Here is a 23415-nt window from a genome sequence, read left to right on the forward strand (position 1 = left end):
CCGCGCGGGAGGTAGCACCAGCATGCGCCCAGGACCGAGCCAGGATGACGTCCGACGGCAGAACCTCGGGGCCCTGCTGCGGCACGTGCACGTCCACGGGGCGACCACGCGTGCCGAACTGACCACCACGCTGGGCCTCAACCGCAGCACCATCGGTGCGCTCACCGCCGACCTGTCCGCAGTGGGGCTGGTCAGCGAAGGGGCACCGAAGGAGACCGGCCGGGCCGGACGACCGTCACTTGTCGTCCGGCCCGAGTCGGCCCGGGTCTATGCGTACGCGTACTCAGTGGAGGTGGACCGGCTGCGCGCGGCCCGGATCGGGCTGGGCGGCGCGGTCCTGGACCGCCGGGATCTGGACCGGCCGCGCGGCCTGCTGGCCGCGGAGGCCGCGCCGCTGCTGGCCGGCGCGGTCAAGGAGATGCAGCAACTGGTGCCGGCGGACGCGATCTGCGTCGGTGCCGGCGTCGCGGTCTGCGGCATGGTCCGCCGGGACGACGGCCTGGTCCGACTCGGCCCCACCACCGGTTGGGTGGACGAACCGATCGGCGCGGCCCTCGCCGACGAGTTGGGCATCGACGTGCCGATCACAGTGGGCAACGTCGCCGACGTCGCCGCGTTCGCCGAGCACGCACGGGGTGTGGCGGCGGGTTGCGACAACGTCCTCTACCTGTACGGCGATGTCGGCGTGGGTGCCGGCATCATCGCCGGTGGGCGCCGGCTGACCGGGCACGGTGGGTACGGCGGCGAGGTCGGCCACATGAAGGTGGTCCGTGACGGCAGGCCCTGTGAGTGCGGCTCCCGGGGCTGCTGGGAGACCGAGATCGGCGAGCACGGCCTCCTGCGCGCCGCCGGACGCTCCGATGCCCGGGGTCGTGAGGCGCTGCTCGAGGTCTTCGACGCCGCCGACCGGGGGGACGCTCGGGCGCAGACGGCGGTCCGCCAGGCCGGTGACTGGCTCGGCTTCGGGGTGGCCAACCTGGTGAACGTCTTCAACCCTGAGATGGTCATCTTCGGGGGGACCATGCGTGACCTCTACCTCGCGGCGGCGGCCCAGATCCGCAGCCGGCTCAACTCCAACGCGCTCGGGGCCTGCCTGGAGCACGTCCGGCTGCGCACGCCGAAACTCGGTACGGACGCGCCCCTGATCGGTGCCGCCGAGCTGGCCTTCGAACGGCTCCTCGCCGACCCCCTCGACGTCGGCTGACCCGCGTACGCTGTCCGGCGTGGATGTCGAGCTGCGCGCCTCCGACGACGACCGCAACCGGGTGGTCGCCGCGCTGCACCAGCACACCGCGGCGGGCCGGCTGACGCTTGACGAGTTCTCCGATCGGGCCGGTGCGGTGTGGACGGCGCGCACCCTCGGTGACCTGGCCGCGCTGACCCGCGACCTACCGGCCCTGCCCGATCCGATCGTCGACGCCGGCCCGGTCGGGCGCGGGCGTCAGGAGTTGCTGATGGTCTTCGCCGCCGCCGCGCTCACCCTGCTGCTGCTCGGCGCCTTGCTCTCCGTCACCCGCTGATCCGGGTCGCCCTGCGGTGAACTGATCGCGCGATCAGTCCGTACCAGTGGGCGGACGGGCAACCGGCAGGGTACGGCTGCCCGGTCCAGACGCGATCCGGTCCGGACCGAGGAGGCACCACAGACATGGCACCGCTCAGATCCGCCCATCGCCGACTGGGCAATCGGACCCACCGAGCGGCGATGCTGCTCATCGCGATCATCGCGGGGGTCGGTGTCCTGCCCGGCGCGGCCGTCGCCGCCCCCTCCGGCGGGCGACAGCTCAACGCCGCCGACATGACACTGCTCAACGGCGTGCGGTTGGCCGGGCTGTGGGAGATGCCGGCCGGCCAGATGGCCGCCGAGAAGGGACAGTCGGCAAAGGTACGGGAGATCGGCGCCGGCATCGCCGGTGAGCACCAGAGGCTCGACCAGCTCGTGGTCGACGCGGCCAACAAGTTGGGCGCGACCATCCCGAGCGAGCCGACGGCCCAACAAAAGGGCTGGCTGACGGAGATGAAGGACGCCTCCGGCGCTCGGTTCGACCAGATCTTCGTGACCCGCCTCCGGGTCGCCCACGGCAGCATTCTCCCGGTGATCAGCGCAGTACGGGCCAGCACCCGGGACGCCACCGTCCGCAAGCTCTGCGAGGACGCCACCGGCTTCGTCACGCATCACATGCAGATGCTGGAGTCCACCGGACTGGTTCGGTGGCCCGAACTGCCGCCGGCCGCGCTGCCCGCCCCCGGCCAGGACGGCCTGCTGGCCGCCGCCGGGGCGAACGCCGGCCCGCAGCCCGGAGTCAGCAGCACGGTCGTCTGGCTGGTCTTCCTCGCCGCGCTGGGCACCGGCGGCATCGCCACCTACCGGATGCTGCGCCGCAGCTGACCTTGCTCCCGTTGGTGGCTCGCGTCACCTGTCGACCTGGGTGAAATCCCAGGAGTGCGGGGCGCGGGCCACCAGCAGGGCTGGCGGGTCCGGCAGTGGGCGAGGGTTGCTGCGCCACTTGGAGATGACCACCACGCGGTGGTCGGTGGAGGAGAAGACCTCGCTGGAGACGTGGAGCGGGTCGTGCTCCAACTCGGGTAGGGCCGTGTCGCACACCCAGGTGATCAGGTCGGCGACTCCGTACGCCTCGGCACGCGCCTCCCACATCCGCACGATCATGTCCGCTGCCGCCGTCACACGCTGACCGTGGTCAACGGCAGTGCCGAATCGGCGGGCAGGTCCAGTCGGCTCGGAGCGACCCCGGCGGCGACCAGGTGCGAACCGAGCGCGGCCACCATCGCGCCGTTGTCGGTGCACAACTTCGGCCGGGGTACCCGGACCCGGATGCCGTACTTCTCGGCCCGCTGCTCGGCCAGCGCCCGCAGCCGCGAGTTCGCCGCCACTCCCCCACCGATGACCAGGGTCTCGATGCCCTGCGCCCGGCAGGCGGCGAGCGCCTTGCTGGTCAGGACGTCGCAGACCGCCTCCTGGAAGGATGCGGCGACGTCGGCCACCGGCACCGGCTCGCCGGCACGCTGACGGGCCTCGACCCATCGGGCCACCGCCGTCTTCAGGCCGGAGAACGAGAAGTCGTACCGGTGGGCGGCGAGATCCTTCGCGGCGGTCAGGCCACGGGGAAAGGCGATCGAGGCGGCGTCGCCGGCCCGGGCCTCCCGGTCGATGGGCGGACCGCCCGGGAACGGCAACCCGAGCAGCCGGGCGACCTTGTCGAACGCTTCCCCTGCCGCGTCGTCGATGGTGGCGCCCAGCGGGGTGACACCCCGGGCCAGGTCGTCGACGAGCAGGAGGGACGAGTGGCCACCGGACACCAGGAGCGCGATGGCGGGTTCGGGCAGTGGGCCGTGCTCAAGGGTGTCCACCGCCACGTGGGCGGCGAGGTGGTTGACGCCGTAGATGGGCTTCTCGGCGGCGAGCGCGTACCCCTTGGCGGCGGCGACGCCGACGAGTAGCGCGCCGGCCAGCCCCGGCCCGGAGGTGACAGCGATCGCGTCGATGTCGGCAAGCGTGACGCCGGCCTCGCGCAGCGCCCGGTCCATGGTCGGCACGATGGCCTCCAGGTGTGCCCGGCTGGCCACCTCCGGCACCACACCCCCGAACCGGGCGTGCTCCTCGACGCTGGAGGCGAGCGCGTCGGCCAGCAGGGTGTGCCCCCGCACGATGCCGACACCGGTCTCGTCGCAGGAGGTCTCGATACCCAGGATCAGTGGTTCGTCAGCCATGGTCGTGTGGTCCGTCCCCGGTCGGCTCGGCGTCGCGCCGCATGACCAGCGCGTCAGTGTTGCTCGGTTGGTAGTAGCCGCGTCGCACCCCGATCGGCTCGAACCCGTACATCGCGTAGAGGCGCTGGGCTGCGGCGTTGTCCACGGCGACCTCCAGTAGGGTGCTGCGGGCATCGCGCCGGACCGCCTCGGCGAGCAACTCCTCCAGCAGGGCGCGGCCGACGCCGCGCCGCTGGGCGTCCCGGCGGACGGCGATGTTCTGCACCCACACCTCGTCCGGCGGAACCCCGGCGAGCCCGGCGTAGCCGAGTACCGAACCGTCCTCGTCGACGGCGACCCGGTAGTGGTGCCGGTTGGCAAGCTCGCTCCAGAACATGGCGGGCGACCACTGCTCGGCGCCGAAGAGATCCGCCTCGATCGGCAGCACGTCGTCGATGTGCCACCAGCGGAACGGTTCGAGCCGTACCGCCGTCATGGCAGGACCGGTTTGCGGCCGGTCGCCGCGACCGCGTCGGGGCGGCGCAGGTAGAGCGGGACGAGCCGCTCACTGGACGCGCCGGCCCGGATCCGCTCGGCGGCGAGCAGCGCCAGCACTGTCGCGTCCGGGTAGCGCGGCTCGACCCGAACGGGCAGGTCCAGGACCTCGGCGTAGCGGTGCGCCCCGTCACCGACCGCGATCGTCGCGCCCAGTTCGCGGGCGCGGGCGGCGGCCACCGCCGGCGCGGACACCTCGGGCCCGACGATCCGCTGGCCGGCACCGTCGTAGACGGCCCAGTAGAGCTCCTTGCGGCGGGCGTCGCTGGCGGCCAGGACCGGCGTGCCGGACGCCGCCGGGTAGCCGATGGCATCCAGCGAACAGACACCGTACGTGGGGATGCCGAGCACCTGACCCATGGTCGCGGCGGTGACCAGACCGACCCGCAGCCCGGTGAACGGCCCTGGACCGAGCCCGGCGACGATGGCCGTCAGGTCACGGGGGCGCGCGTCGGCGTCGGCGAGGACCGCGTCCACCTGGGGCGCGAGCAGCTCACCGTGCGCGCGGGCGTCGACCGTGCACCGGTGCGCCCGCGACGCCACGCCGGCTGCCGAGACCTCCACCAGCGCCGCGGTGACCGCGGGGTCGAGCTGTCCACCACGAGTACGAGCACGGTAAGCCAGCCTAGCCGCCCCGCCCGGAGCCCCGGGTGACGCCCCGCCCCGCCCCCAGCGCACGCCCCGACCAGGCGGCGCGTACAGCCGAGGGCCAGCTCAGCCGGCGGTGCGCTCCCAGTCGATGGTCGGCAGGCCGGCGTCGGCGAGCGCCTTGTTGGCGGCGCTGAACGGGCGGCTGCCGAGGAAGCCGCGCGGGTTCATCGGGCTGGGGTGACCCGCCTCCAGCACCACGTGCTGCGGGTTGGTGACCAGCGCGGCCTTCTTGCGGGCGTAGCCACCCCAGAGCAGGAATACCACCCGGTCCGGTGCCGCGTTCAGTGCCCGGATGGTCGCGTCGGTGAACTCCTCCCAGCCGGCGTTGGCGTGCGAGCCGGGGGTGGCCTGCCGGACGGTCAGCACCGCGTTGAGCAGTAGCACGCCCTGGGCGGCCCAACCGTCGAGGTTGCCGCTGCGCGGCTTGGCGACGCCCACGTCCTCGCCCAGCTCCTTGAAGACGTTGCGCAGCGACGGCGGCACCGTCACACCCTCGCGGACGCTGAAGCTCAACCCGTGTGCCTGCCCGGCCCGGTGGTAAGGATCCTGCCCGAGGATCAGCACCCGGGTGCCCTGCGGCGGGCAGAGCCGGTATGCCGAGAACAGGTCCTCCAGAGGCGGGAAGACCGTCTGCGTCGCGTACTCCCGGGCGACGAACTCGGCCAGCGCGGCGGTGCGCGCCGGGTCGAGGTGCGGGGTGAGCACGGCACGCCACTGCTCCGGCAGCAGGGCCAGCAGATCCAGGGCGGGAGCGTCGTCGGGCATCAGAAACCTCTCACAGCGCGGGTCGGTCCCCCGCACTCTAGGCATCGGGTACGACAGCGGCCGGCCTAGCCCAGGTCGGCGAGCCGCCGGGCCCAGTCACCGCCGATCGGGTCCAGCTCGACGATGCGCGTGTCGTCGTCGCGGCGGTCGATGCGAACCCGCAGGTGGGCGTCCACCAACTGCTCCACCAGGCCCTCGCCCCACTCGACCACGGTCACCGAGTCGTCGACCGACGCGTCGAGGTCCAGGTCGTCGATCTCGGCGCGCGGGTCGGTGGCGGTGCCCAACCGGTACGCGTCGGCGTGCACAAGTGCCACCCGGCCGCCCCGGGCCGGATCGGGGCGGTGCACCCGGGCGATCACGAAGGTCGGCGAGGTGATGTCCCCGAGGACACCGAGCCCGGCGCCGATGCCCTGGGTGAGCGCGGTCTTGCCGGCGCCCAACGGGCCGGTCAACAGCACCAGGTCGCCGGCCCGCAGCAGCCCGGCCAGCCGCCGGCCGAATTCCCGCGTGTCCTCGACGGTCGGCAGCTTGACGACGTGACTCACCGTTCCTCCACGCTCTGCAATGACTCCAGGAACCGCGCCAGCGCGGCGTTGACCTCGTCCGCGTGCTCCAACATCACCACGTGGCCGCTGTCCTTGATCTTCACGAACTCGGCGTGCGGCAACCGGCGGACGATCTCCTCGGAATGGGTCACCGGAGTGATCATGTCCTTGTCACCGACCACCACCAGCACCGGAGTCGACGCCAGCGCGGCCAGTGCCGGGAAGCGCGAGTGGGTGGCCAGGGTCCGCAGGTAGCGGGTCACCGTGTCGGCCGACGTCCGGGAGTTCATCGTCTCCACGTAGGACACCAGCGACGGGCTGGGCTTGCGGGTGCCGAAGCCGTACTTGCGGGTCAGCAGCCAGGCCACGTTCGACGTCGACTTGCGGGCCTTGTCGATCACCGGGCCGCCGTACCGGGTGGCGTTGCTGACCATGTACAGCACCGGGCCACCGACCCGGCCGAGCAGCGCGGGCGCGACCAGCTTGGTCTCCGCGATGAGCCCGCCCGACGTGGCCATCAGGACCGTGCCCACCACCCGGTCACCGAACAGCTCCGGGAACAGCTCGGCGAACGCCATGATGGTCATGCCGCCCATCGAGTGGCCGACCAGCACCAGCGGACCGTCCGGGGCGGTTCGGTCGATCACCTGGCGCAGCGTCCGGCCGAGCACCGTGAGGTCGTACTCCCCGGTCTCCAGCCGGCCGGACCGGCCGTGACCGGGCTGGTCGTACGCCACGACCCGGTAGTCACCGCGGGCGGCGAGCATCTGGCGCTGGAAGTGGAACGTCCCCATGTCCAGGCAGAAGCCGTGCACCAGCACCACTGTCGGGCGCCCCGGCACCGGCCGGGTCGGCTCGACCACCTCGACGTGGATGTCCGTGCCGTCCGGCAGCTCCAGGCGGAACGCCTCGTCGTACCGCTGCTCGTCGAACGTCTCGTGCGCGTAGCGGTCGGCCGGGTCGGCCTTGAGCCGGCGGACCAGGGTCCGTTCGGTGGCGACGCCAGCCGCCAGACCCGCCGCGGCGACCCCGACCGCCGCGCCGACGATCCCCGCGACCCGGCCCGCGGCCGTCCGGGGACGCGGAATGCGGTAGCTCATGGTTTCTCGCCGTCGTAGACCCGGGGCACCCGCGTGCCGCCGAACCGGGTGACGATCTCGTAGTTGATCGTGCCGACCGCCTTCGCCCAGTCGTCCGCTGTCGGTTCGCCGTCGACGCCGCTACCGAAGAGCGTCGCCACGTCACCGTCGGCCACCGGGTCGTCGCCGCAGTCGAGCACGAACTGGTCCATGCAGACCCGCCCCGAGATCGTCCGGCGTACGCCGCCGAGCTGCACCGGCCCGGTGTTGGACGCGTGCCGGGGTACCCCGTCGGCGTACCCGAGCGGGACCACTGCCAGGTTCGCGTCGGCCGGTGTCGTGTAGGCGTGCCCGTAGGAGATGCCGGTGCCGGCGGGCACCCGCTTGGTGAGCATCACCCGGGCCCGGGCGGTCATCGCCGGCCGCAACCCGTACGTCTCGCCAGCCACCGGGGAGAGCCCGTAGATCGCCAGGCCCGGGCGGACCAGGTCGAAGTGGGTGTCCGGGCGGGTGAGGGTGGCGGCCGAGTTGGCGAGGTGCCGCCAGCGGGGGCGCAGCCCGGCCCGCTCGACCATGGCCAGCCCCTCGTGGAAGACGGCCAGTTGACGGTCGGTGGTGGGGTGGCCGGGCGAGTCCGCGTACACGAAGTGGCTCCACACGCCGACCACCTCGACCAGGCCGTCGGCCTGCGCCTTCGCGGCGGCGTCCAGCAGCGCGGGCCAGTCGGCGACTGTCGCGCCGCCCCGGGACAACCCCGTGTCGATCTTGAGATGGAGGCGGGCTGGACGCCCGGCGAGGCGACTCGCCTCGATCATCTCGTCCAGTTGCGCCATGCTGGCCGTGCCGAGGTCCACCCCGGCGCTGACCCCCTCGTGCAGCGGCAACCCGGGCGCGAGCAGCCAGGCCAGCACCGGCACTGTCACCCCGGCCCGACGCAGGGTGAGCGCCTCCTCGAGGGTGCAGACGCCGAGCCAGTCCGCACCCGCGTCGAGCGCCGCGCGGGCGGCCGGGAGCATGCCGTGGCCGTACCCGTCGGCCTTCACCACAGCCATCAACTCGGCGGTGGTGCCGGAGCGGAGCCTGCCCACGTTCTCGCGGATGGCGTCAAGATCGACGCGTACCTCGGCCTGCCACATGTGCCCAGCCTACTTTCCGCCGTGATCACCGCGGGCGGCGACGCACGTCCCGGCGCGGCGATCCGGTCACCGCCTCCGGAACCGACAGGTTCAGCCCAGCCGGGCCAGCACCGGACGCAACGCGGTCGCCACGTCGGGCGCGGTCACCGGCCCGCCCCGGGCCGCCTCCCGACCGGCGAGCCCGTGCAGGTACGCGGCCGAGGCCGCCGCCCGGTCGGCGGGCACTCCGGCCGCCAGCAGCGAGCCGAGCAGCCCGGCCAGCACGTCGCCGGTGCCGCCGGTGGCCAGCGCCGGGGTGCCGGTCGGGTTGACGTACGCCCGACCGTCCGGCGTGCCGATCACCGTGCGGTCGCCCTTGAGCAGCACCACCGCGTTCATCCAGGCGGCCAGCCGCAGCGCGGCGCCGACCCGGTCGGCGCCCGGTTCCTCCCCGCAGAGACGCGTGAACTCCCGGTCGTGCGGGGTGACCACGATGGGCGCGTCCCGACCCCGCAGCCGGTCAGCCAGCGAGCCGTCCACCAGCAGGGTCAGGGCGTCGGCGTCGAGCACCACCGGCACCGGGGCGGCCAGTACGGCACGCAGCTCGGCTGCCGCGTCGGCACCGGTGCCCAGCCCGGAGCCGCAGACCCAGGCCTGCACCCGGCCCGCGTCGGCGACTCGCGCACTGGCGATCACCGAGGGGTGCTGGTGCAGCACCTCCGCGCGGGCGCCGCCGGCGTAGCGGACCAGGCCGGTCGGCCCGGCCAGAGCGCCACCCACGGAGAGCACCGCCGCGCCGGGGTAGGTCGCCGAGCCGGTCGCCACCCCCACCACGCCCCGGGTGTACTTCTCCGACGCCGGGCCCAACTCGGGCCACCAGTCGACCAGGTCGGACCACTCGGTGACCCGCAGCGCCGGGGTGCCGCGCAGCCACGGCCGCAGCCCGATGTCGACAAGCTCGACCTGCCCGGCCAGCGCGGCGGCCGGCCCGACCACCAGGGCTGGCTTCAGCGCGCCGAAGGCCACAGTCACGTCGGCGTGGACCGCGCTGGGCCGGCCGGACGCGGTCAGCGGCACGTTGCCGGTGTCGACCGCGACCCCGCTGGGCACGTCGACCGCCAGCACTGTGGCCCGCGCCCCGTCGCGTCCGCGTAGTTCGCCGAGGCGCTGGACCACCTCGTCCGCGTTCGCCCGTAGCCCTCCGGTGCCGCCGATGCCGACGATGCCGTCGAGGACCAGGTCGACCGTGCCGGTGAGGTCCGGCACCACCCGGCCGCCGGCGGCCCGCAGCGCGGTCAGGCCGGCGGCGTGCGCCCGGCCGGGGTGAGCAGCAGGGCGGACACCTGGACGCCTCGGCGGGCCAACCGCTCCCCGCGTACAGCGCGTCGCCGCCGTTGTCACCCGAGCCGACCAGCAGCAGCACCTGGCCCCCGTAGACCCCGCCCCGCTCGGCGAGCAGGAGCGCGGCGCGGCGGGCCAGGCCGGCGGCGGCGCGCTGCATCAGCGTCCCCTCCGGCAGCGTGCCCATCAACCCCGCCTCGGCCGCCCGTACGTCGGCCACCCGCCACACCGCTCTCATGCCACGTGCCCCATTCCGTTCGCGGGCGGGCCTGACCGGCCCTCCCGGCCGACGTCATCGTTCCGCGACCACCATCGCCGACGCGATCCCGCCGTCGTGCGACAACGAGAGATGCCAGTGGTTGACCCCGCGCGCGTCGGCCACCGCCGCGACCGTGCCGGAGACGGCCAGCCAGGGGCGGCCATCCGGGTCGGGGACGATCTCGCAGTCGTGCCAGCTCAGCCCGGCCGGAGCGCCGAGCGCCTTGGCCACCGCCTCCTTGGCGGCGAACCGGGCGGCGAGCGACTCGGGCGAGCGAGGGCTGCCGGAGCGGGTGTGCCGCTCGGCCTCGGTGAAGAGCCGGTCGGCGAGCAGCGGCGTCCGTGCCAGGGCCCGGGCGAACCGGTCGACCAGGACGACGTCGATGCCGACAGCGACGATCACCACACCACCCTACCGGCGGTCGGGGCCGCAGATTAGCCGTCGGGCTCGCGCTGGGCAACGCCTGTGGACACCCCGGGGTACGCCTCGAAGCCGGCTGTCCACAGGGCACCGTGCGACCTCCGGTACGCGCCTAACGTCAGCGCGTCGATGCCGATCGTCCACGGGGGTGTGGTCATGACCGACGAGCAGTTCGCCGTCCAGCCGGAGGAGTTGCGGGCGGTCGCCGTCCTGCTCGACGACGAGGCGCGCCGGTTGGCGTCGGGCCTCGCGGGGCTGCCCGGGCTGGTCATGGCGGCACCCGGGTGGCGGGCTGGCGCGGCCCTGGCCGGGTTGGAGGCAGCCGGGCACGCCTGGTTCTGCCGGGTGGGCGTCCGGGTCGCGGCGGCCTCCGGGGCGGTCCGGGCGGCGGCCGAGGCGTACGAGACGGTGGACGACCGGGCCGCCGACCGCTTCGCCACCCTGCCCCGGTGAGCAGCGTCGGGTACCGACAGCTGTGGGCTGCCGATCCGGACGGGTGGCGGGCCACCGGGGCGGCGTGGGCGGGGTTGACCGGGCCGCTCGATCGGCGCGTCGGCGGGCTGCGCACGGCCGGAGGACGGTTGGGGAGCGGTTGGTCGGGTGCGGCAGCCACGGCGGCGGACACTCGGCTCGCCGGTCTCCGTGACGAGCTGACCTCGATCGCACCCGCGCTGATCGAGGTCGACCAGGTGCTTGCCGAGTTGGCCGGTCGGCTGACGGTGGCGAAGGCACGCCTCACCGAGGCGGTCGCCCAGGCCGATGCGGCGGGCCTGCTGGTGGACCGCTCGGGCGGGGTGCGTGTCGATCCCGCCCGGGTGCGGCCCGCCGACCTGGCCGGCAGGACAGCGGCCGGGGTGGCAGTGACGGGGGTGGCCGCGATCCTGCGTGCCGCGCTCGACGGGGCGGCAGCGGCGGACCGGGTCGCCGCCGACCGGTTGGACGAGCTGGCCCGGGCCGCCGGCACCGGCTGGGCGTCCCCGCCCCCACCGGGCCGACCGGCTCCCGGTGCCGCGCCCGCGCTGGTCAACGCCTGGTGGTCCGGGTTGACCCCGCGCAGCGGCGGTGGCTGATCGGGCGCGAGCCGGCCCTGGTCGGCCGGTTGGACGGGCTGCCGGTGGCCGCCCGCGACCAGGCCAACAGGTTACGGCTCGACGTCTGGCGTACGGAGTTGCTGGCCGAGCGGCGACGGCTGCTGTCCCGGGTGCCGCCGGGGCCGCTCGCGTCGATCCGGTTGCGCGGGGTGGCCGGACGGTTGGCCGGCCTGGACGAGCTGGTCGGGCGGCTGACGGCCAGCGGGGTGCCGCGGGCGTACCTGCTCGGGTTGGACCCGGCCGGTGAGGGCCGGGCGGTGGTGGCGCTCGGCGACCCGGACCACGCCGACCGGGTGCTGACCTACGTGCCGGGGATGACCGCCGGCCTGGACGACGCCCCCGGCGAGCTGGGCAGGGCGGCCCGGGTGCTGGACCGGTGCGCTGCGCTCGCCCCGGGTGAGCGCAGCGCGGCGGTGCTCTGGTTGGACTACGACGCTCCGGATCTGCTCACCGAGGCCGCCTCGGCGGGCCAGGCCCGGGACGCCGGGCCGGCGTTGCACCGCTTCCAGGAGGGACTGCGCGCCAGCCACGACGGGCCACCGGCCCGGCAGACGGTGCTCGGGCACAGCTACGGGTCGCTGGTGGTGGGTGTGGCGGCCCGGGAGCACGGGCTCGCCGCCGACGCGCTGGTTTTCGTCGGCTCCCCCGGTGTCGGTGCGCCACACGCCGCCGACCTGGGGGTGCCGCCCGGCGAGGTCTGGGCGAGCACCGCCCCGGACGACGTGATCCGGGCCGCCCGACCACCGGACGACCTGGGCCGACGGGCCCTGCTCGGCGCGGCACCACTCGCCGCCGTGCTCGGTTGGCCCGACCGGACCGGGCACGAGCTGTGGTTCGGGCACGACCCGTCCGATCCCGGGTTCGGCGGTCGGGTCTTCGGCAGCGGGCGAGGTGGCCACACCGGTTACTGGGACCCGGGCAATCCCGCGCTGGACGGGATGGCCCGGGTCGTGCTGGGCCGCTGAGGGTTACTCGACGGTGACCGACTTGGCCAGGTTGCGGGGCTGGTCGACGTCGTGCCCCCGGGCGGCGGCGATCTCGGCGGCGAGCACCTGCAACGGCACAGTGGTGACGAGCGGGGCCAGCAGGGTGGGCGTACGCGGCACGTAGATCAGGTGGTCGGCGTACCGGACGACGGCCTCGTCGCCCTCCTCCGCGATCACGATGGTCCGTGCGCCACGAGCCCGGACCTCCTGGATGTTGGAGACGACCTTGTCGTGCAGCATGCCCCTGCCGACCGGCGAGGGCACCACGCAGATGACCGGGGTGCCCTTGTCGATCAGGGCGATCGGGCCGTGCTTCAGCTCACCGGCGGCGAAGCCCTCGGCGTGCATGTACGCCAACTCCTTGAGCTTCAGCGCGCCCTCCAGGGCCACCGGGTAGCCGACGTGCCTGCCGATGAACAGCACCGTCGGCTCGGACTTCAGCTCCCGGGCCAGCTCACGGACGGGCTCGATCCGGTCGAGCAGCTCCCGCAGCTTGCCGGGAATCTCCTGCAACTGCGCTACGACAGCGCCCACCTCGTCGGCGAACTTGATCCCGCGCACCTGGGCGAGGTGCAGGCCGATCAGGTAGCAGGCGACGACCTGGGTGAGGAACGCCTTGGTCGAGGCGACGGCGATCTCCGGCCCGCCGTGGGTGTAGAGCACGGCGTCGGACTCGCGGGGGATGGTCGAGCCGTTGGTGTTGCAGATCGCCAGCACCCGGGCCTTCTGCTCCTTGGCGTGGCGCAGCGCCATCAGGGTGTCCATCGTCTCGCCGGACTGCGAGATGACCACGATCAGCGTGGACCTGTCGAGGACCGGGTCGCGGTAGCGGAACTCGCTGGCCAGTTCCACCTCGCACGGGATCCGGGTCCAGTGCTCGATGGCGTACTTGGCGACCATGCCGGCGTGGTACGCCGTGCCACAGGCCACGATGAAGATCTTGTCGACGTCGCGCAGATCCTGGTCGCTGAGGCGGACCTCGTCGAGGGCGATCTCACCGCTCTCGGTGAGCCGGCCGAGCAGCGTGTCGGCGATGGCCTGCGGCTGCTCCTCGATCTCCTTGAGCATGAACCAGTCGTAGCCGCCCTTCTCCGCGGCCGAGGAGTCCCAGTCGATGTGGAAGTCCTTGCCGGCGGCGGGCTGGCCCTCGAAGTCGGTGATCTCGATGGTGTCACCGGTGATCAGCACGATCTGGTCCTGGCCCAGCTCGACCGCTTCCCGGGTGTGCTCGATGAACGCGGCCACGTCGCTGGCCAGGTAGTTCTCCCCGTCGCCCCGGCCGACCACCAGCGGCGAGTTGCGCCGGGCGCCGACGACCGCACCGGGCACGCCTGCGTCCACAGCGAGCAGGGTGAACGCGCCCTCCAGCCGCTGGCAGACCACGCGCATGCCGGCGGCGAGCAGCTGCGGGCTGTCCGGCTGGCCGGCGGCGCGCAGGTCGGCCAGCGCGGCGGCGAGCAGGTGCGCGGCGCACTCGGTGTCGGTGTCGCTGGTGAACTGGACGCCGTCGGCCTCCAGCTCGGCGCGGAGCTTGGCGAAGTTTTCGATGATGCCGTTGTGGATCACCGCGACCCGGCCGTCGGGGGCGACGTGCGGGTGGGCGTTGCGATCGGTCGGGCCGCCGTGGGTGGCCCACCGGGTGTGCCCGATGCCTGTGGTGCCGTCACCGATGCCGATCGGGCTGGCCGCGCAGGAGGTCGGGTCGTCGGCGGCCCGCTCGGACAGCACCTTCTCCAGGTTGGCCAGCTTGCCGGCCTTCTTCTCGGTCAGCAGTTGGTCGTCGCAGACGATTGCGACGCCTGCCGAGTCGTAGCCGCGGTATTCCAGCCGCCGCAGACCGTCGAGGACGATGCCGAGTGCGGGGCGCGCGCCCGCGTATCCCACGATTCCACACATGGCCCGCAGCCTAACCCAGTTTCACTCATGTTGGGTGCTCGAAAGTCGGGTTATCAATCACGGAATCTGAGCGATCGGTGGTTGGGAGGTCGCAACCGGGACGAGCTTCGCGGCCCACCTCGGGTCCGTCCGGCACGACGGGGTTGCGGCACGCCATCGGGTACGACAGTCTCTCGGCGGGTTCGGCGCGGCCGTCCTCGGCTCGTTCGTCCCATACCCACTCCCGCCCGGAGCAGCCATGTCCGACGCGCCCCCGCCCGATCCGTCCCCCTCTCCCCCACCGGACCCGTCAGCCGGCGGCGCGTCGGGGTCGTCGGGTGCGGGCTCTCCCGCAGCGGATCCGACGGCACCGCCCTCGGCTCCGTTCCCAGCACCCGACCCGCTGGCCCCGGGCCAGCCATGGGCGCCGCCGACACCGTGGGCACCGACGCCGTGGGCACCGGCACCGCCGGCCGCGCCGTGGGCACCGCCCCCGCCCGCGACCCAGTGGATGCCCCAACCGCCCGCGCCGTGGACGCCGTCCCCACCCGACGCCTTCGGCCCAACGGCGCCCGGCCCAACGCCGCCCGGCCCGACGTCTCCCGGCCCGACACCGGGCTGGCCCACACCTGGCGCGACGCCGCTCCCAGACTGGCCCTCGCCCGCCGGACCGCCCGCCGGCTGGCCCTCGCCCGCCGGACCGCCACAAGCACGGTGATCGCCGTCAGCCGGATCGCCGCCGCCCGGCTACCCGCCGCCGCCCGGCTATCCCCCGCCGTACGCCTATCCCGGTCATCAGCAGCCCGGCGGCAGCCCGGCCACGCACAGCGGCCGTGCCGTCGGGATCGTCATCGCCGTCGTGGTGGCGCTGGTGCTGACCGTCTGCGGCTGCCTCTGCGCGGGCAGCCTGCTGCTCGACGGGAGCGGCTCGGACCCGTTCGCCGAGGAACCCTGGGTCACTCCCGACGACGACGGCTGGACCGAGCCGACCACCGGGCCGCTCATCCCCGAGCGACCCAGCGCGCCGCCCACCGCGTCACCCACCCCCAGCAAGAAGCCGATCACCCGACCGACGTCCGGCCCCGCCCCGGTGACTGTGGTCTACGAGCTGAGCGGTTCGGGTGTCGTCGACGTCGCGTACTACGACGCCGAGAGCGACCTCATTCACGTCGACGGCGTGAAGCTGCCGTGGCGCACCACCATCCGAACCAACGGTCAGAGCCGGGTGATGGTGGAGGCCGACTGGCTCGACATCGACTACCACGGGTCGCTGGACTGCACCGTCACGATCACCGGCGCTGGCAAGCCGGTGGTCATCAAGGAGAGCGGGTACTTCGGCATCCGCTGTGCGCCGTAGTGAGGCTGGGCTCCGACCCGGGGTGGCCGTAGGCTGGCGCAGGTGACGACGAGCACCGATGTCGACCCGCTGGTGGCCCGGATGCGGCCGTTCGGCACGACGATCTTCGCCGAGATGTCCGCCCTCGCCGTACGCACCGGCGCGGTCAACCTCGGCCAGGGGTTTCCCGACACCGACGGCCCGCCGGAGATGCTGGCCGCCGCCGCCGAGGCGCTGCGCAGTGGGCAGAACCAGTACCCGCCCGGGCCGGGGATCCCCGCCCTGCGCGCGGCGGTCGCGGCCCATCAGCTGCGGTTCCATGACCTGGCGTACGACCCGGACAGCGAGATCGTGATCACGGCGGGCGCGACCGAGGCGGTCGCGGCGAGCATCCTCGCTCTCTGCGAACCGGGCGACGAGGTGGTCTGCTTCGAGCCGTACTACGACTCGTACGCCGCCTCGATCGCACTGGCCGGCGCGGTCCGCCGGCCGGTGACGCTGCGTCCCACGGTCGACGGCCGGTACGCCTTCGACCCGGCGGCGCTGCGCGCGGCGTTCGGCCCGCGTACCCGGCTGGTGCTGCTGAACTCGCCGCACAATCCGACCGGCAAGGTCTTCACACCGGCCGAGTTGGCGCAGGTCGCCGAGTTGTGCCAGGAGTTCGGCGCGTACGCGGTCACCGACGAGGTGTACGAGCACCTGGTCTTCACTGACGCGGCGAGCCCGCACGTGCCGCTGGCCGCGCTGCCGGGGATGTGGGAGCGGACGCTGCGCATCTCGTCGGCCGGCAAGACGTTCTCCTGCACGGGCTGGAAGGTCGGCTGGGCGAGCGGCCCGGCGGCGCTGGTCTCGGCGGTGCTGCGGGTGAAGCAGTTCCTCACCTTCGTCAACGCCGCGCCGCTGCAACCGGCGGTGGCCGTGGCGCTGGCCCTGCCGGACGACTACTACACCGGCTTCCGGGACAGCCTCCAGCAGCGGCGTGACCAGCTCGTCGGTGGTCTCACCGACGCCGGGTTCGAGGTGCTCGACTCGGAGGGCACGTACTTCGTCACCGCCGACATCACCGCCCTCGGCGGCCGGGACGGGGTGGAGTTCTGCCGGTCGTTGCCGGAGCGCTGTGGCGTGGTGGCGGTGCCCACCCAGGTTTTCTACGACGACACCGACGCGGGCCGGCGGCTGGTCCGGTTCGCCTTCTGCAAGCGCCCCGAGGTGCTGACCGAGGCGGTCACCCGGCTGCGCTCTCTGACGCCGATCGGCTGACTGCGGGCCGGCACTTCCGGGAGCTCCGGCACTTCCGGGAGCTGTGGAGCTGATGCCGTGAACGGTTCAGCTCCACAGCGTCCAATCGACCTAGGCGACGGGGCTCGCGGTGCGGACCAGCTCGGCGATCCGCTCGGCGACCTCACGGGCGGTCGCCTCGGTGGCCGCCTCGACCATCACCCGGACCAGGGGCTCGGTGCCCGACGGACGCAGCAGCACCCGGCCGGTCTCCCCCAGCTCCGCCTCGGCCCGCTCGACCTCGGCGCGTACGGCCGGCGCGGCGGCGCCGACGGTCCGGTCACCGACCGGCACGTTGATCAGCACCTGGGGCAGCTTGGTGACCACCGAGGCCAGCTCGGCGAGGGACTGGCCGGTGGCCGCCATCCGAGCCATCAGGTGCAGGCCGGTGAGCACCCCGTCGCCGGTGGTGGCGTGCGCGGGCATGACGATGTGGCCGCTCTGCTCACCGCCGAGCGCCAGCCCGGAGGCGCGCAGCTCCTCCAGCACGTACCGGTCGCCGACCTTCGTCTCGATCAGGCGGATGCCCTGTGCGGACATCGCGAGCCGCAGCCCGAGGTTGCTCATCACGGTGGCCACCAGGGTGTCCTGGGTGAGCGTGCCGGCGTCCCGCATGGCCAGCGCGAGGATCGCCATGACCTGGTCGCCGTCCACCTCGTCGCCGTCGGCGGTGACCGCCAGGCAGCGGTCGGCGTCGCCGTCGTGGGCGATGCCCAGGTGGGCGCCGTGCTCGACCACTGCGGCGCGCAGCGCCTCGATGTGGTTGGAGCCACAGTCGTCGTTGATGTTCAGCCCGTTGGGCTCCGCGTAGATGGCGATGACCTCCGCGCCGGCCTCCCGGTAGGCGACGGGGGCGACCTCGGCGGCGGCGCCGTTGGCGCAGTCGACCACGACCTTGATCCCGTCGAGCCGGTGCGGAACGGTGCCCACCAGGTGCTGGACGTAGTGGTCGGCACCGTCGAGCAGATCGTGCACGCGGCCGACGCCGGCACCGATCGGCCGGTCCCAGGCGGTGGTGGCGTTCGTCTCGACGGCCGCCTCGATCTGCATCTCGATCTCGTCGGGCAGCTTGTGGCCGCCGGCGGCGAAGAGCTTGATGCCGTTGTCCGGCATCGGGTTGTGTGACGCGGAGAGCATCACGCCCAGGTCGGCCTTGGCTTCGGCGGTGAGGAACGCCACCGCGGGGGTGGGCAGCACGCCGACCCGCACCACGTTGGCACCGGCGCTGGTCAGGCCGGCGACCACTGCGGCCTCCAGCATCTCGCCGCTGGCGCGGGTGTCCCGGCCGACGACGGCGAGCGGCGGATGGCTGCGGTCCGTCTCGGCGAGTGTGTGCGCGGCGGCCACCGCGAGCGCCAGCGCCAGTTCCGGGGTGAGATCCGCGTTTGCCCGCCCGCGTACGCCGTCCGTGCCGAACAACCGACCCATACCCGCCAACCTCCGAATGAGCACTGCCAGTGAGGAGAAAGCGGAACGGCCGACCCACCTCCCCGTGGAGGGGAGGCGGACCGGCCGTCCGTCAGAAGTACAACGCGCTGGGAAAGGTCAGCGCTTCGAGTACTGAGGAGCCTTACGGGCCTTCTTGAGGCCGTACTTCTTGCTCTCCTTGACCCGGGCGTCCCGGGTGAGGAAGCCGGCCTTCTTGAGGGCCGGGCGGTCGTCCGGCTCGTTGATGATCAGCGCGCGGGCGATGCCCAGCCGGAGCGCACCGGCCTGGCCGGTGGTGCCGCCGCCACGCAGGTTGGCGATCACGTCGAACTGCTCAAGCTTCTCGGCGGTGACCAGCGGGTCCTTGATGAGCTGCTGGTGCACCTTGCTCGGGAAGTAGGCCTCGAGGTCCTGGCCGTTGCAGGTGATCTTGCCGGTGCCCGGGACGATACGGACCCGGACGATGGCCTCCTTGCGGCGGCCCACGGTCTGGATCGGCCGGTCACCACGAGGCGCGCGGGCGACGGGCGCCGGCGCCTCGGTGGCCTCAGGGGCTTCCGGGGCGACCTCGGTCTCGATGATGTCGGTCATGCTGCTTCCTTCGCCCGCGCTCACTGCGCGATCTGCTTGATCTCGAACGGCACCGGCTGCTGCGCGAGGTGCGGGTGCTCGGCACCGGCGTAGACCTTCAGCTTCTTGATCAGCTGACGGCCGAGCTTGTTGTGCGGGAGCATCCCCTTCACGGCCAGCTCGATGGCCCGCTCGGGACGCTTGGTCAGCAGCTCGTCGTAGCCGATCTGCTTCAGACCACCCGGGTAACCGGAGTGGCGGTAAGCGACCTTGGTCTGGCGCTTGTTGCCGGTCAACGCAACCTTGCCCGCGTTCACGATGACGACAAAGTCGCCCGTGTCGACGTGCGGCGCGAAAGTCGGCTTGTGCTTACCACGCAGCAACGTGGCGGCGTGGGTGGCCAGGCGGCCCAGCACGACATCAGAGGCGTCGATGACGTGCCACTGACGCTCGATCTCACCCGGCTTCGGGCTGTACGTACGCACAGGTCTACCTTGTCTCGTCGTCGGTCTGGGGTCGCGCGCCGAGGTGACCAGATCTTGCAGGCCGGACCAGCGCGCACGAACGACCAAGCGTACCTGATGGGGCACGCCTCTGGATGTCGTACAACAGCAGGCAACGATACCCGGCGCCCCGTCCGCAGGTCAAAACGGGGGTGCGGTGCCGCGCGGCGACGCGCCGACGGTGGCCCAGCTCACACGTTGGCGAGTCGAACGGCCCTCGGACGACGGTAGACGACCCAGGTGACCGCGAAACACAACGCGTACCAGCCGATGAAGGCCAGGTAGGCGGCGTCGGCGTTGCCCGAGCTGAGGAACGACTGGCGGAAGGCGATGTTGACGAGCACCCCACCGAAGGCGCCGATCGCCCCCGCGATGCCGATCAACGCGCCGGTCATCCTTCGCGCCCACCTCGCGGCGGCCTCCGGATCACGTTGACCCGTGGCCACCGCGTCCGCCGCCCGAGCGCGGAAGATCGCCGGGATCATCTTGTACGTGGAACCGTTGCCGATGCCGGAGAAGACGAAGAGGGCGAGGAACCCGGCCAGGTAGAGCCCGAACGAGCGCTCCCGGGCCGCGTACAGCACGGTGCTCGCGCCGGCCGCCATCGCCACGAAGTTCCAGAAGGTCACCCGGGCCCCGCCAAGCCGGTCGGCGAGGTGCCCGCCCAGCGGCCGGATCAGCGAGCCGACCAGCGGGCCCAGGAAGGTCAGCCAGGCCGCGTCGACCGGGGTGGGGAACCGCTCGGCGAACTGGAGCTGGAGCACCTGGCCGAAGGCGAAGCCGAAGCCGATGAACGAGCCGAAGGTGCCGATGTAGAGCAGCGACATCACCCAGGTGTGCGGGTCGCGGGCCGCCTCCCGCAGCGCGCCCGGCTCGTTGCGCGCCCCGGGCACGGTGTCCAACCACCGGGCCGCCGCCAGCGCGGCCAGCACGATCAGCGGCAGGTAGACCGCCGGCACCAACCGGGGGTACGCGGCGCCCGCGGTGGCGAGCACCGCCAGGCCGACCAGTTGCACGGCGGGTACGCCCAGGTTGCCGCCACCGGCGTTGAGCCCGAGGGCCCGCCCCTTGAGCCGAGACGGGTAGAACAGGTTGATGTTCGCCATCGAGGAGGCGAAGTTGCCGCCACCGACCCCGGTGAGGCAGGCGAGCACCATCAGGGTGGAGTAGGACACCCCGGGCTCCAGCAGCACCGTCATCGGCACCGCGGGCACCAGCAACAGCAACGCGCTGATGATCGTCCAGCGTCGCCCGCCGAAGCGGGCCACCGCGAGCGTGTACGGCAGCCGCAGCACCGCGCCCAACGCGGCCGGAACGGCGGTGAGCAGGAACTTCCCGGCAGGGTCGATGCCGTACGCGGGGCCGAGGAAGAGCACGGTGACCGACCAGAGACTCCACACCGAGAAGCCGACGTGCTCCGCGAAGATCGAGACCCAGAGGTTGCGCCGGGCGATCGGCGCGCCGGTGGCCCGCCAGAAGTCCGGGTCCTCGGGGCGCCAGTCGTGCAGCGGTTGCCGGCGACCGGTGACGGCAGGCGGCTCGGCGATGACTGCGGTGCTGGTGAGCGTGCTCACGGCGGCTCCTCCTCGTCGATGTGACGAGGGGAAACGCTAGGAACGCCCGGTTACCTCGCAGTGCCCGTCGCGGGTCGCGCCGGAAACGGCTGTCGCACCACCGGCCGGCGGCGATGGTGAGCACGCGGCTCGGCCGGCGCGGTCAGAGCTGCTGAAGAATGCGCAGCGCGCGGGCGACCCGGAGCATGGTGTCGGTGTCCGCGACGTCCACGCACTCGGTGAACCACTTCTTCATGGGCGAGGAGATCCGGTCGGGCATCACCACGTAGCGGCCCATCGAGACGGCGAGGGGCGAGTCCCGCAGGAGCGACTCCTCGACCACCTCGACCACGATCACGATGGGCACGCCTGTGGAGTTGTAGACGTCCGAGCTGATCACGAGGCCGAGGCGTTCCCGGGCGCCCTCGATGCGCCAGATCTCACCCCTACGCAGCACGCGGCCGTCCGCCGGAGAACAGGTCGTTGACCATGCCCACCTCGCGGGCGTCGGCGAGGGCGGCGGACTCCAGATCCAGACCGGCGCGGCCCACGGCGGCGGCGTGCGCGGTGAAGACCTCGCGCAGCGCCTTCTCCCGGGCGGCCTGGTCCATCCACGCGGAGAGCGACAGCCCCTCGCGCTTGGCGAACCGCCGCGCCTCCTCGATCGTCTCGTCCGTGAACGAGAGAGTCACCTTGGCAGTCATGCCGAGCACATTACCCAGCGGTGTGACCACCAGTCATCCGCGCAGGATGCCCGTACAGCGCAGGCGGCGAAACGCACTCCGGTGACCTTTGCGACATACCGCGAACTCACCAGGTCTGTTCGGCGGCCCGCACCAGGATCTCGTTGACGGCCACCCGCCGGTCCCGGGTCACAATGTAGGAGACCGCGTCGGCGATGTCTGCGGGCTGCAGCAGCTCCAACCCCTCGGTCTGCCGCACGATCGCCTCCCGGATGCCGTCGCGCACGTGCGAGGCCAACTCGGTCTCGACCGTCCCCGGCTCGATCACGCTCACCCTTACCCGTTTCGACCCGACCTCCTGCCGCAGCGCCTCCGAGAACCCGTTGACCCCGAACTTCGTGAGGTTGTAGACAGCCGTCCCGGGCCGGGCCACCCGGCCCGCCGTCGAGCTGATGTTGACCAGGTCCGCCACCCGGCGGGGAGCGGCCTCGGCGGCGGCGAGCAGGTGCGGCAGCGCGGCCCGGGTGACGTGGAGCATGCCCTGCACGTTGACGGCGAGCATCCGGTCCCACTCCTCGGGCGGGGCCTCGGCGACCGGGCCGACGAGCATGAGCCCCGCGTTGTTCACCACCGTGTCGAGCCGGCCGAACTCGGCCACCACCCGGTCGACGGCCGACTCCGCCTGCGACCGGTCGGTGATGTCCGCCTCGACCACCAGCGCTGCCCCACCGCCGTCCCGCAGGCTCTGCGCCAACTCGTCGAGCTTCGCCCGGCGGCGGGCAAGCACCGCGATCGTCGCGCCGTCGGCCGCGAGACTGCGCGCGGTCGCCGCGCCGATGCCGCTGCTGGCCCCGGTCACGAGCGCCACCGTGCCGTCGAGCCGTCCCGCCATGCCGTCCTCCTCGTACCCGGGTTCCCCGCCCGGCGGCGGCGATTCCCCGAGCATGGACGACAGAGGTCAGGCCCGACCGCCGAACACCGCGAAGCGCCACTCCTTGAAGTAGCAGTCGACGTCGACCAGACCAGCCTCGGCGAGCCACCGGCACTGGTCGGCCACCGTCGCCGGCCGGTCGTGGCGCATCCGTTCCCGGGCGGCGGCGATCTCCTCGGGGGGCGAGCCCAGCTCGGTGATCCGCGCCGTCCACTCCTCGTCGTAGCGCCGGTCCAGCTCCGGGGTCGGGCCGGCGACCTGCTCGGCGTTGACGAACACCCCGCCCGGTGCCAGCGCGGCGGCGGCCCGCCGGTAGAGCGCACGCTTGCCGGCGTCGTCCAGGTGGTGAATCGCCAGCGCGCTGACCACCGCGTCGTACCGGCCCGGCGGCAGCTCGTCGGCGAGGTCGGCCCGGACCGTCCGGTGCGGCACGGACCGCGCGTCCAACTGGTCGCTAGCGCGAGCGAGCATCGCCGACGCCCCGTCCACCAGGGTCAGCCGGACTCCGGGCACCGCGGCTGCCAGCAGCAGCGAGAGCAGTCCGGTGCCCGCGCCCAGATCCAACACCTCCGGGGTACGCCCGGCGGCGAGCGCGGCGCGCAGCGGCGGCGCGGCCACCTGGACGGCGGTGCCGTAGAAGGCGTCGAAGCAGGGCACCAACCGCCTGCGCGCCTCGTCGTAGGTGCCGGCCACCGCGTCGAAGACGTCCGTCACGCTCATCGCCATCTCCCAAATTTTGAGAC

At 73.0% G+C, this 23415-nt stretch carries 25 protein-coding genes and 2 pseudogenes; 8 read left to right on the forward strand and 19 right to left on the reverse strand.

Annotated features, from left to right (window positions below):
- Window positions 1–22 precede the first annotated feature (22 nt).
- From ACQP0U_RS28695 to ACQP0U_RS28705, 3 genes are all read left to right on the forward strand, one after another.
- Complete coding sequence (locus tag ACQP0U_RS28695) at window positions 23–1204, forward strand: ROK family protein (protein ID WP_433313097.1); 1182 nt, start codon at window positions 23–25, stop codon at window positions 1202–1204.
- A gap of 19 nt (window positions 1205–1223) precedes the next feature.
- Window positions 1224–1520 carry a DUF1707 SHOCT-like domain-containing protein gene (locus tag ACQP0U_RS28700; protein ID WP_433313100.1) on the forward strand — a complete coding sequence of 99 codons (297 nt, stop codon included), beginning with the start codon at window positions 1224–1226 and terminating at the stop codon, window positions 1518–1520.
- 125 nt (window positions 1521–1645) lie between these two features.
- Window positions 1646–2386, forward strand: a complete 741-nt coding sequence (locus ACQP0U_RS28705) for a DUF4142 domain-containing protein (protein WP_433313102.1) — start codon at window positions 1646–1648, stop codon at window positions 2384–2386.
- A 24-nt stretch (window positions 2387–2410) separates the two neighbouring features.
- Here ACQP0U_RS28705 and ACQP0U_RS28710 read toward each other — a convergent pair whose 3' ends face one another.
- From ACQP0U_RS28710 to ACQP0U_RS28755, 10 genes and pseudogenes are all read right to left on the reverse strand, one after another.
- Window positions 2411–2665 (reverse strand): hypothetical protein, encoded by a 255-nt coding sequence (locus ACQP0U_RS28710; RefSeq protein WP_053660576.1) that lies wholly within the window; start codon window positions 2663–2665, stop codon window positions 2411–2413.
- 14 nt (window positions 2666–2679) lie between these two features.
- Window positions 2680–3726 carry a tRNA (adenosine(37)-N6)-threonylcarbamoyltransferase complex transferase subunit TsaD gene (tsaD, locus tag ACQP0U_RS28715; protein WP_433313105.1) on the reverse strand — a complete coding sequence of 349 codons (1047 nt, stop codon included), beginning with the start codon at window positions 3724–3726 and terminating at the stop codon, window positions 2680–2682.
- Window positions 3719–4201 (reverse strand): ribosomal protein S18-alanine N-acetyltransferase, encoded by a 483-nt coding sequence (gene rimI, locus ACQP0U_RS28720; RefSeq protein ID WP_433313108.1) that lies wholly within the window; start codon window positions 4199–4201, stop codon window positions 3719–3721. The genes tsaD and rimI overlap by 8 nt, the downstream gene beginning before the upstream one ends.
- A pseudogene (gene tsaB, locus ACQP0U_RS28725) lies at window positions 4198–4874 on the reverse strand (tRNA (adenosine(37)-N6)-threonylcarbamoyltransferase complex dimerization subunit type 1 TsaB). The gene rimI and the pseudogene tsaB overlap by 4 nt, the downstream one beginning before the upstream one ends.
- 100 nt (window positions 4875–4974) lie before the next feature.
- Entirely contained in the window at window positions 4975–5676 is a 702-nt protein-coding gene (gene ung, locus ACQP0U_RS28730) for a uracil-DNA glycosylase (protein ID WP_433313111.1), read from the reverse strand.
- A gap of 65 nt (window positions 5677–5741) precedes the next feature.
- Window positions 5742–6224 carry a tRNA (adenosine(37)-N6)-threonylcarbamoyltransferase complex ATPase subunit type 1 TsaE gene (gene tsaE / locus ACQP0U_RS28735; protein WP_433313114.1) on the reverse strand — a complete coding sequence of 161 codons (483 nt, stop codon included), beginning with the start codon at window positions 6222–6224 and terminating at the stop codon, window positions 5742–5744.
- Window positions 6221–7324 carry an alpha/beta fold hydrolase gene (locus ACQP0U_RS28740; protein WP_433313116.1) on the reverse strand — a complete coding sequence of 368 codons (1104 nt, stop codon included), beginning with the start codon at window positions 7322–7324 and terminating at the stop codon, window positions 6221–6223. Before ACQP0U_RS28740 ends, tsaE begins: the two co-directional genes overlap by 4 nt.
- Entirely contained in the window at window positions 7321–8439 is a 1119-nt protein-coding gene (gene alr / locus ACQP0U_RS28745) for an alanine racemase (RefSeq protein WP_433313119.1), read from the reverse strand. The genes ACQP0U_RS28740 and alr overlap by 4 nt, the downstream gene beginning before the upstream one ends.
- 90 nt (window positions 8440–8529) lie before the next feature.
- Window positions 8530–9997, reverse strand: a pseudogene (locus ACQP0U_RS28750) (NAD(P)H-hydrate dehydratase).
- Between the two features lie 54 nt (window positions 9998–10051).
- Window positions 10052–10420 (reverse strand): holo-ACP synthase, encoded by a 369-nt coding sequence (locus tag ACQP0U_RS28755; RefSeq protein ID WP_124860243.1) that lies wholly within the window; start codon window positions 10418–10420, stop codon window positions 10052–10054.
- A gap of 174 nt (window positions 10421–10594) precedes the next feature.
- Here ACQP0U_RS28755 and ACQP0U_RS28760 point away from each other — a divergent pair, with 174 nt between their 5' ends.
- The 3 genes from ACQP0U_RS28760 to ACQP0U_RS28770 are packed head-to-tail and all read left to right on the forward strand — an operon-like array spanning window position 10595 to window position 12494.
- Entirely contained in the window at window positions 10595–10891 is a 297-nt protein-coding gene (locus ACQP0U_RS28760) for a hypothetical protein (protein WP_433313122.1), read from the forward strand.
- Window positions 10888–11508 (forward strand): hypothetical protein, encoded by a 621-nt coding sequence (locus ACQP0U_RS28765; protein ID WP_433313124.1) that lies wholly within the window; start codon window positions 10888–10890, stop codon window positions 11506–11508. Before ACQP0U_RS28760 ends, ACQP0U_RS28765 begins: the two co-directional genes overlap by 4 nt.
- Complete coding sequence (locus ACQP0U_RS28770) at window positions 11472–12494, forward strand: alpha/beta hydrolase (RefSeq protein WP_433313127.1); 1023 nt, start codon at window positions 11472–11474, stop codon at window positions 12492–12494. Before ACQP0U_RS28765 ends, ACQP0U_RS28770 begins: the two co-directional genes overlap by 37 nt.
- Window positions 12495–12497: 3 nt before the next feature.
- On the opposite strand, the gene glmS is transcribed toward ACQP0U_RS28770, so the two are convergent.
- A complete protein-coding gene (glmS, locus tag ACQP0U_RS28775) occupies window positions 12498–14411 on the reverse strand; it encodes a glutamine--fructose-6-phosphate transaminase (isomerizing) (protein WP_433313129.1) in 1914 nt (637 codons plus the stop codon).
- Between the two features lie 838 nt (window positions 14412–15249).
- Here glmS and ACQP0U_RS28780 point away from each other — a divergent pair.
- Together ACQP0U_RS28780 and ACQP0U_RS28785 are read left to right on the forward strand one after the other, a co-directional pair.
- Window positions 15250–15747 carry an MmpS family transport accessory protein gene (locus tag ACQP0U_RS28780; protein WP_433313132.1) on the forward strand — a complete coding sequence of 166 codons (498 nt, stop codon included), beginning with the start codon at window positions 15250–15252 and terminating at the stop codon, window positions 15745–15747.
- 81 nt (window positions 15748–15828) lie between these two features.
- Window positions 15829–16986, forward strand: coding sequence for a pyridoxal phosphate-dependent aminotransferase (locus ACQP0U_RS28785; RefSeq protein ID WP_433321253.1), 1158 nt, complete (start codon window positions 15829–15831; stop codon window positions 16984–16986).
- Window positions 16987–17076: 90 nt separating this feature from the next.
- Here the strand turns inward: ACQP0U_RS28785 and glmM are convergent, their stop codons facing one another.
- The 8 genes from glmM to ACQP0U_RS28825 all read right to left on the reverse strand — a co-directional run bounded on the left by glmM (window position 17077) and on the right by ACQP0U_RS28825 (window position 23392).
- Window positions 17077–18432, reverse strand: coding sequence for a phosphoglucosamine mutase (glmM, locus tag ACQP0U_RS28790; protein ID WP_433313134.1), 1356 nt, complete (start codon window positions 18430–18432; stop codon window positions 17077–17079).
- A gap of 117 nt (window positions 18433–18549) precedes the next feature.
- The gene (rpsI, locus tag ACQP0U_RS28795) at window positions 18550–19023 is read right to left on the reverse strand and encodes a 30S ribosomal protein S9 (protein WP_112626216.1); all 474 of its coding nucleotides are present in this window, start codon (window positions 19021–19023) and stop codon (window positions 18550–18552) included.
- A 20-nt stretch (window positions 19024–19043) separates the two neighbouring features.
- Window positions 19044–19487, reverse strand: a complete 444-nt coding sequence (gene rplM, locus ACQP0U_RS28800; protein ID WP_053653864.1) for a 50S ribosomal protein L13 — start codon at window positions 19485–19487, stop codon at window positions 19044–19046.
- 209 nt (window positions 19488–19696) lie between these two features.
- Complete coding sequence (locus ACQP0U_RS28805) at window positions 19697–21079, reverse strand: nitrate/nitrite transporter (protein WP_433313137.1); 1383 nt, start codon at window positions 21077–21079, stop codon at window positions 19697–19699.
- A gap of 142 nt (window positions 21080–21221) precedes the next feature.
- Complete coding sequence (locus tag ACQP0U_RS28810) at window positions 21222–21515, reverse strand: type II toxin-antitoxin system PemK/MazF family toxin (RefSeq protein ID WP_433313139.1); 294 nt, start codon at window positions 21513–21515, stop codon at window positions 21222–21224.
- Window positions 21505–21762: a DUF6364 family protein gene (locus ACQP0U_RS28815; RefSeq protein ID WP_203149772.1), complete on the reverse strand. Its 258-nt coding sequence runs from the start codon at window positions 21760–21762 to the stop codon at window positions 21505–21507. The genes ACQP0U_RS28810 and ACQP0U_RS28815 overlap by 11 nt, the downstream gene beginning before the upstream one ends.
- Window positions 21763–21868: 106 nt before the next feature.
- Window positions 21869–22633 carry an SDR family NAD(P)-dependent oxidoreductase gene (locus ACQP0U_RS28820; RefSeq protein ID WP_433313141.1) on the reverse strand — a complete coding sequence of 255 codons (765 nt, stop codon included), beginning with the start codon at window positions 22631–22633 and terminating at the stop codon, window positions 21869–21871.
- A 66-nt stretch (window positions 22634–22699) separates the two neighbouring features.
- Window positions 22700–23392 (reverse strand): class I SAM-dependent methyltransferase, encoded by a 693-nt coding sequence (locus ACQP0U_RS28825; RefSeq protein ID WP_433313144.1) that lies wholly within the window; start codon window positions 23390–23392, stop codon window positions 22700–22702.
- Between the last annotated feature and the right edge of the window lie 23 nt (window positions 23393–23415).

Source organism: Micromonospora sp. CA-269861 (genome assembly GCF_050948505.1).
Taxonomy (GTDB): Bacteria; Actinomycetota; Actinomycetes; order Mycobacteriales; family Micromonosporaceae; genus Micromonospora.

Bases quoted from the DNA above. Each gene is read 5' to 3' on its own strand.
- glmM (WP_433313134.1), bottom strand. From the start codon at position 18,432: ATGGGTCGGTTGTTCGGCACGGACGGCGTACGCGGGCGGGCAAACGCG.
- rimI (WP_433313108.1), bottom strand. From the start codon at position 4,201: ATGACGGCGGTACGGCTCGAACCGTTCCGCTGGTGGCACATCGACGAC.
- ACQP0U_RS28710 (WP_053660576.1), bottom strand. From the start codon at position 2,665: ATGATCGTGCGGATGTGGGAGGCGCGTGCCGAGGCGTACGGAGTCGCC.
- ACQP0U_RS28695 (WP_433313097.1), top strand. From the start codon at position 23: ATGCGCCCAGGACCGAGCCAGGATGACGTCCGACGGCAGAACCTCGGG.
- rpsI (WP_112626216.1), bottom strand. From the start codon at position 19,023: ATGACCGACATCATCGAGACCGAGGTCGCCCCGGAAGCCCCTGAGGCC.
- tsaD (WP_433313105.1), bottom strand. From the start codon at position 3,726: ATGGCTGACGAACCACTGATCCTGGGTATCGAGACCTCCTGCGACGAG.
- ACQP0U_RS28785 (WP_433321253.1), top strand. From the start codon at position 15,829: ATGCGGCCGTTCGGCACGACGATCTTCGCCGAGATGTCCGCCCTCGCC.
- glmS (WP_433313129.1), bottom strand. From the start codon at position 14,411: ATGTGTGGAATCGTGGGATACGCGGGCGCGCGCCCCGCACTCGGCATC.
- ACQP0U_RS28815 (WP_203149772.1), bottom strand. From the start codon at position 21,762: ATGACTGCCAAGGTGACTCTCTCGTTCACGGACGAGACGATCGAGGAG.
- ung (WP_433313111.1), bottom strand. From the start codon at position 5,676: ATGCCCGACGACGCTCCCGCCCTGGATCTGCTGGCCCTGCTGCCGGAG.
- ACQP0U_RS28705 (WP_433313102.1), top strand. From the start codon at position 1,646: ATGGCACCGCTCAGATCCGCCCATCGCCGACTGGGCAATCGGACCCAC.
- ACQP0U_RS28740 (WP_433313116.1), bottom strand. From the start codon at position 7,324: ATGAGCTACCGCATTCCGCGTCCCCGGACGGCCGCGGGCCGGGTCGCG.
- ACQP0U_RS28760 (WP_433313122.1), top strand. From the start codon at position 10,595: ATGACCGACGAGCAGTTCGCCGTCCAGCCGGAGGAGTTGCGGGCGGTC.
- ACQP0U_RS28825 (WP_433313144.1), bottom strand. From the start codon at position 23,392: ATGAGCGTGACGGACGTCTTCGACGCGGTGGCCGGCACCTACGACGAG.
- ACQP0U_RS28820 (WP_433313141.1), bottom strand. From the start codon at position 22,633: ATGGCGGGACGGCTCGACGGCACGGTGGCGCTCGTGACCGGGGCCAGC.
- alr (WP_433313119.1), bottom strand. From the start codon at position 8,439: ATGTGGCAGGCCGAGGTACGCGTCGATCTTGACGCCATCCGCGAGAAC.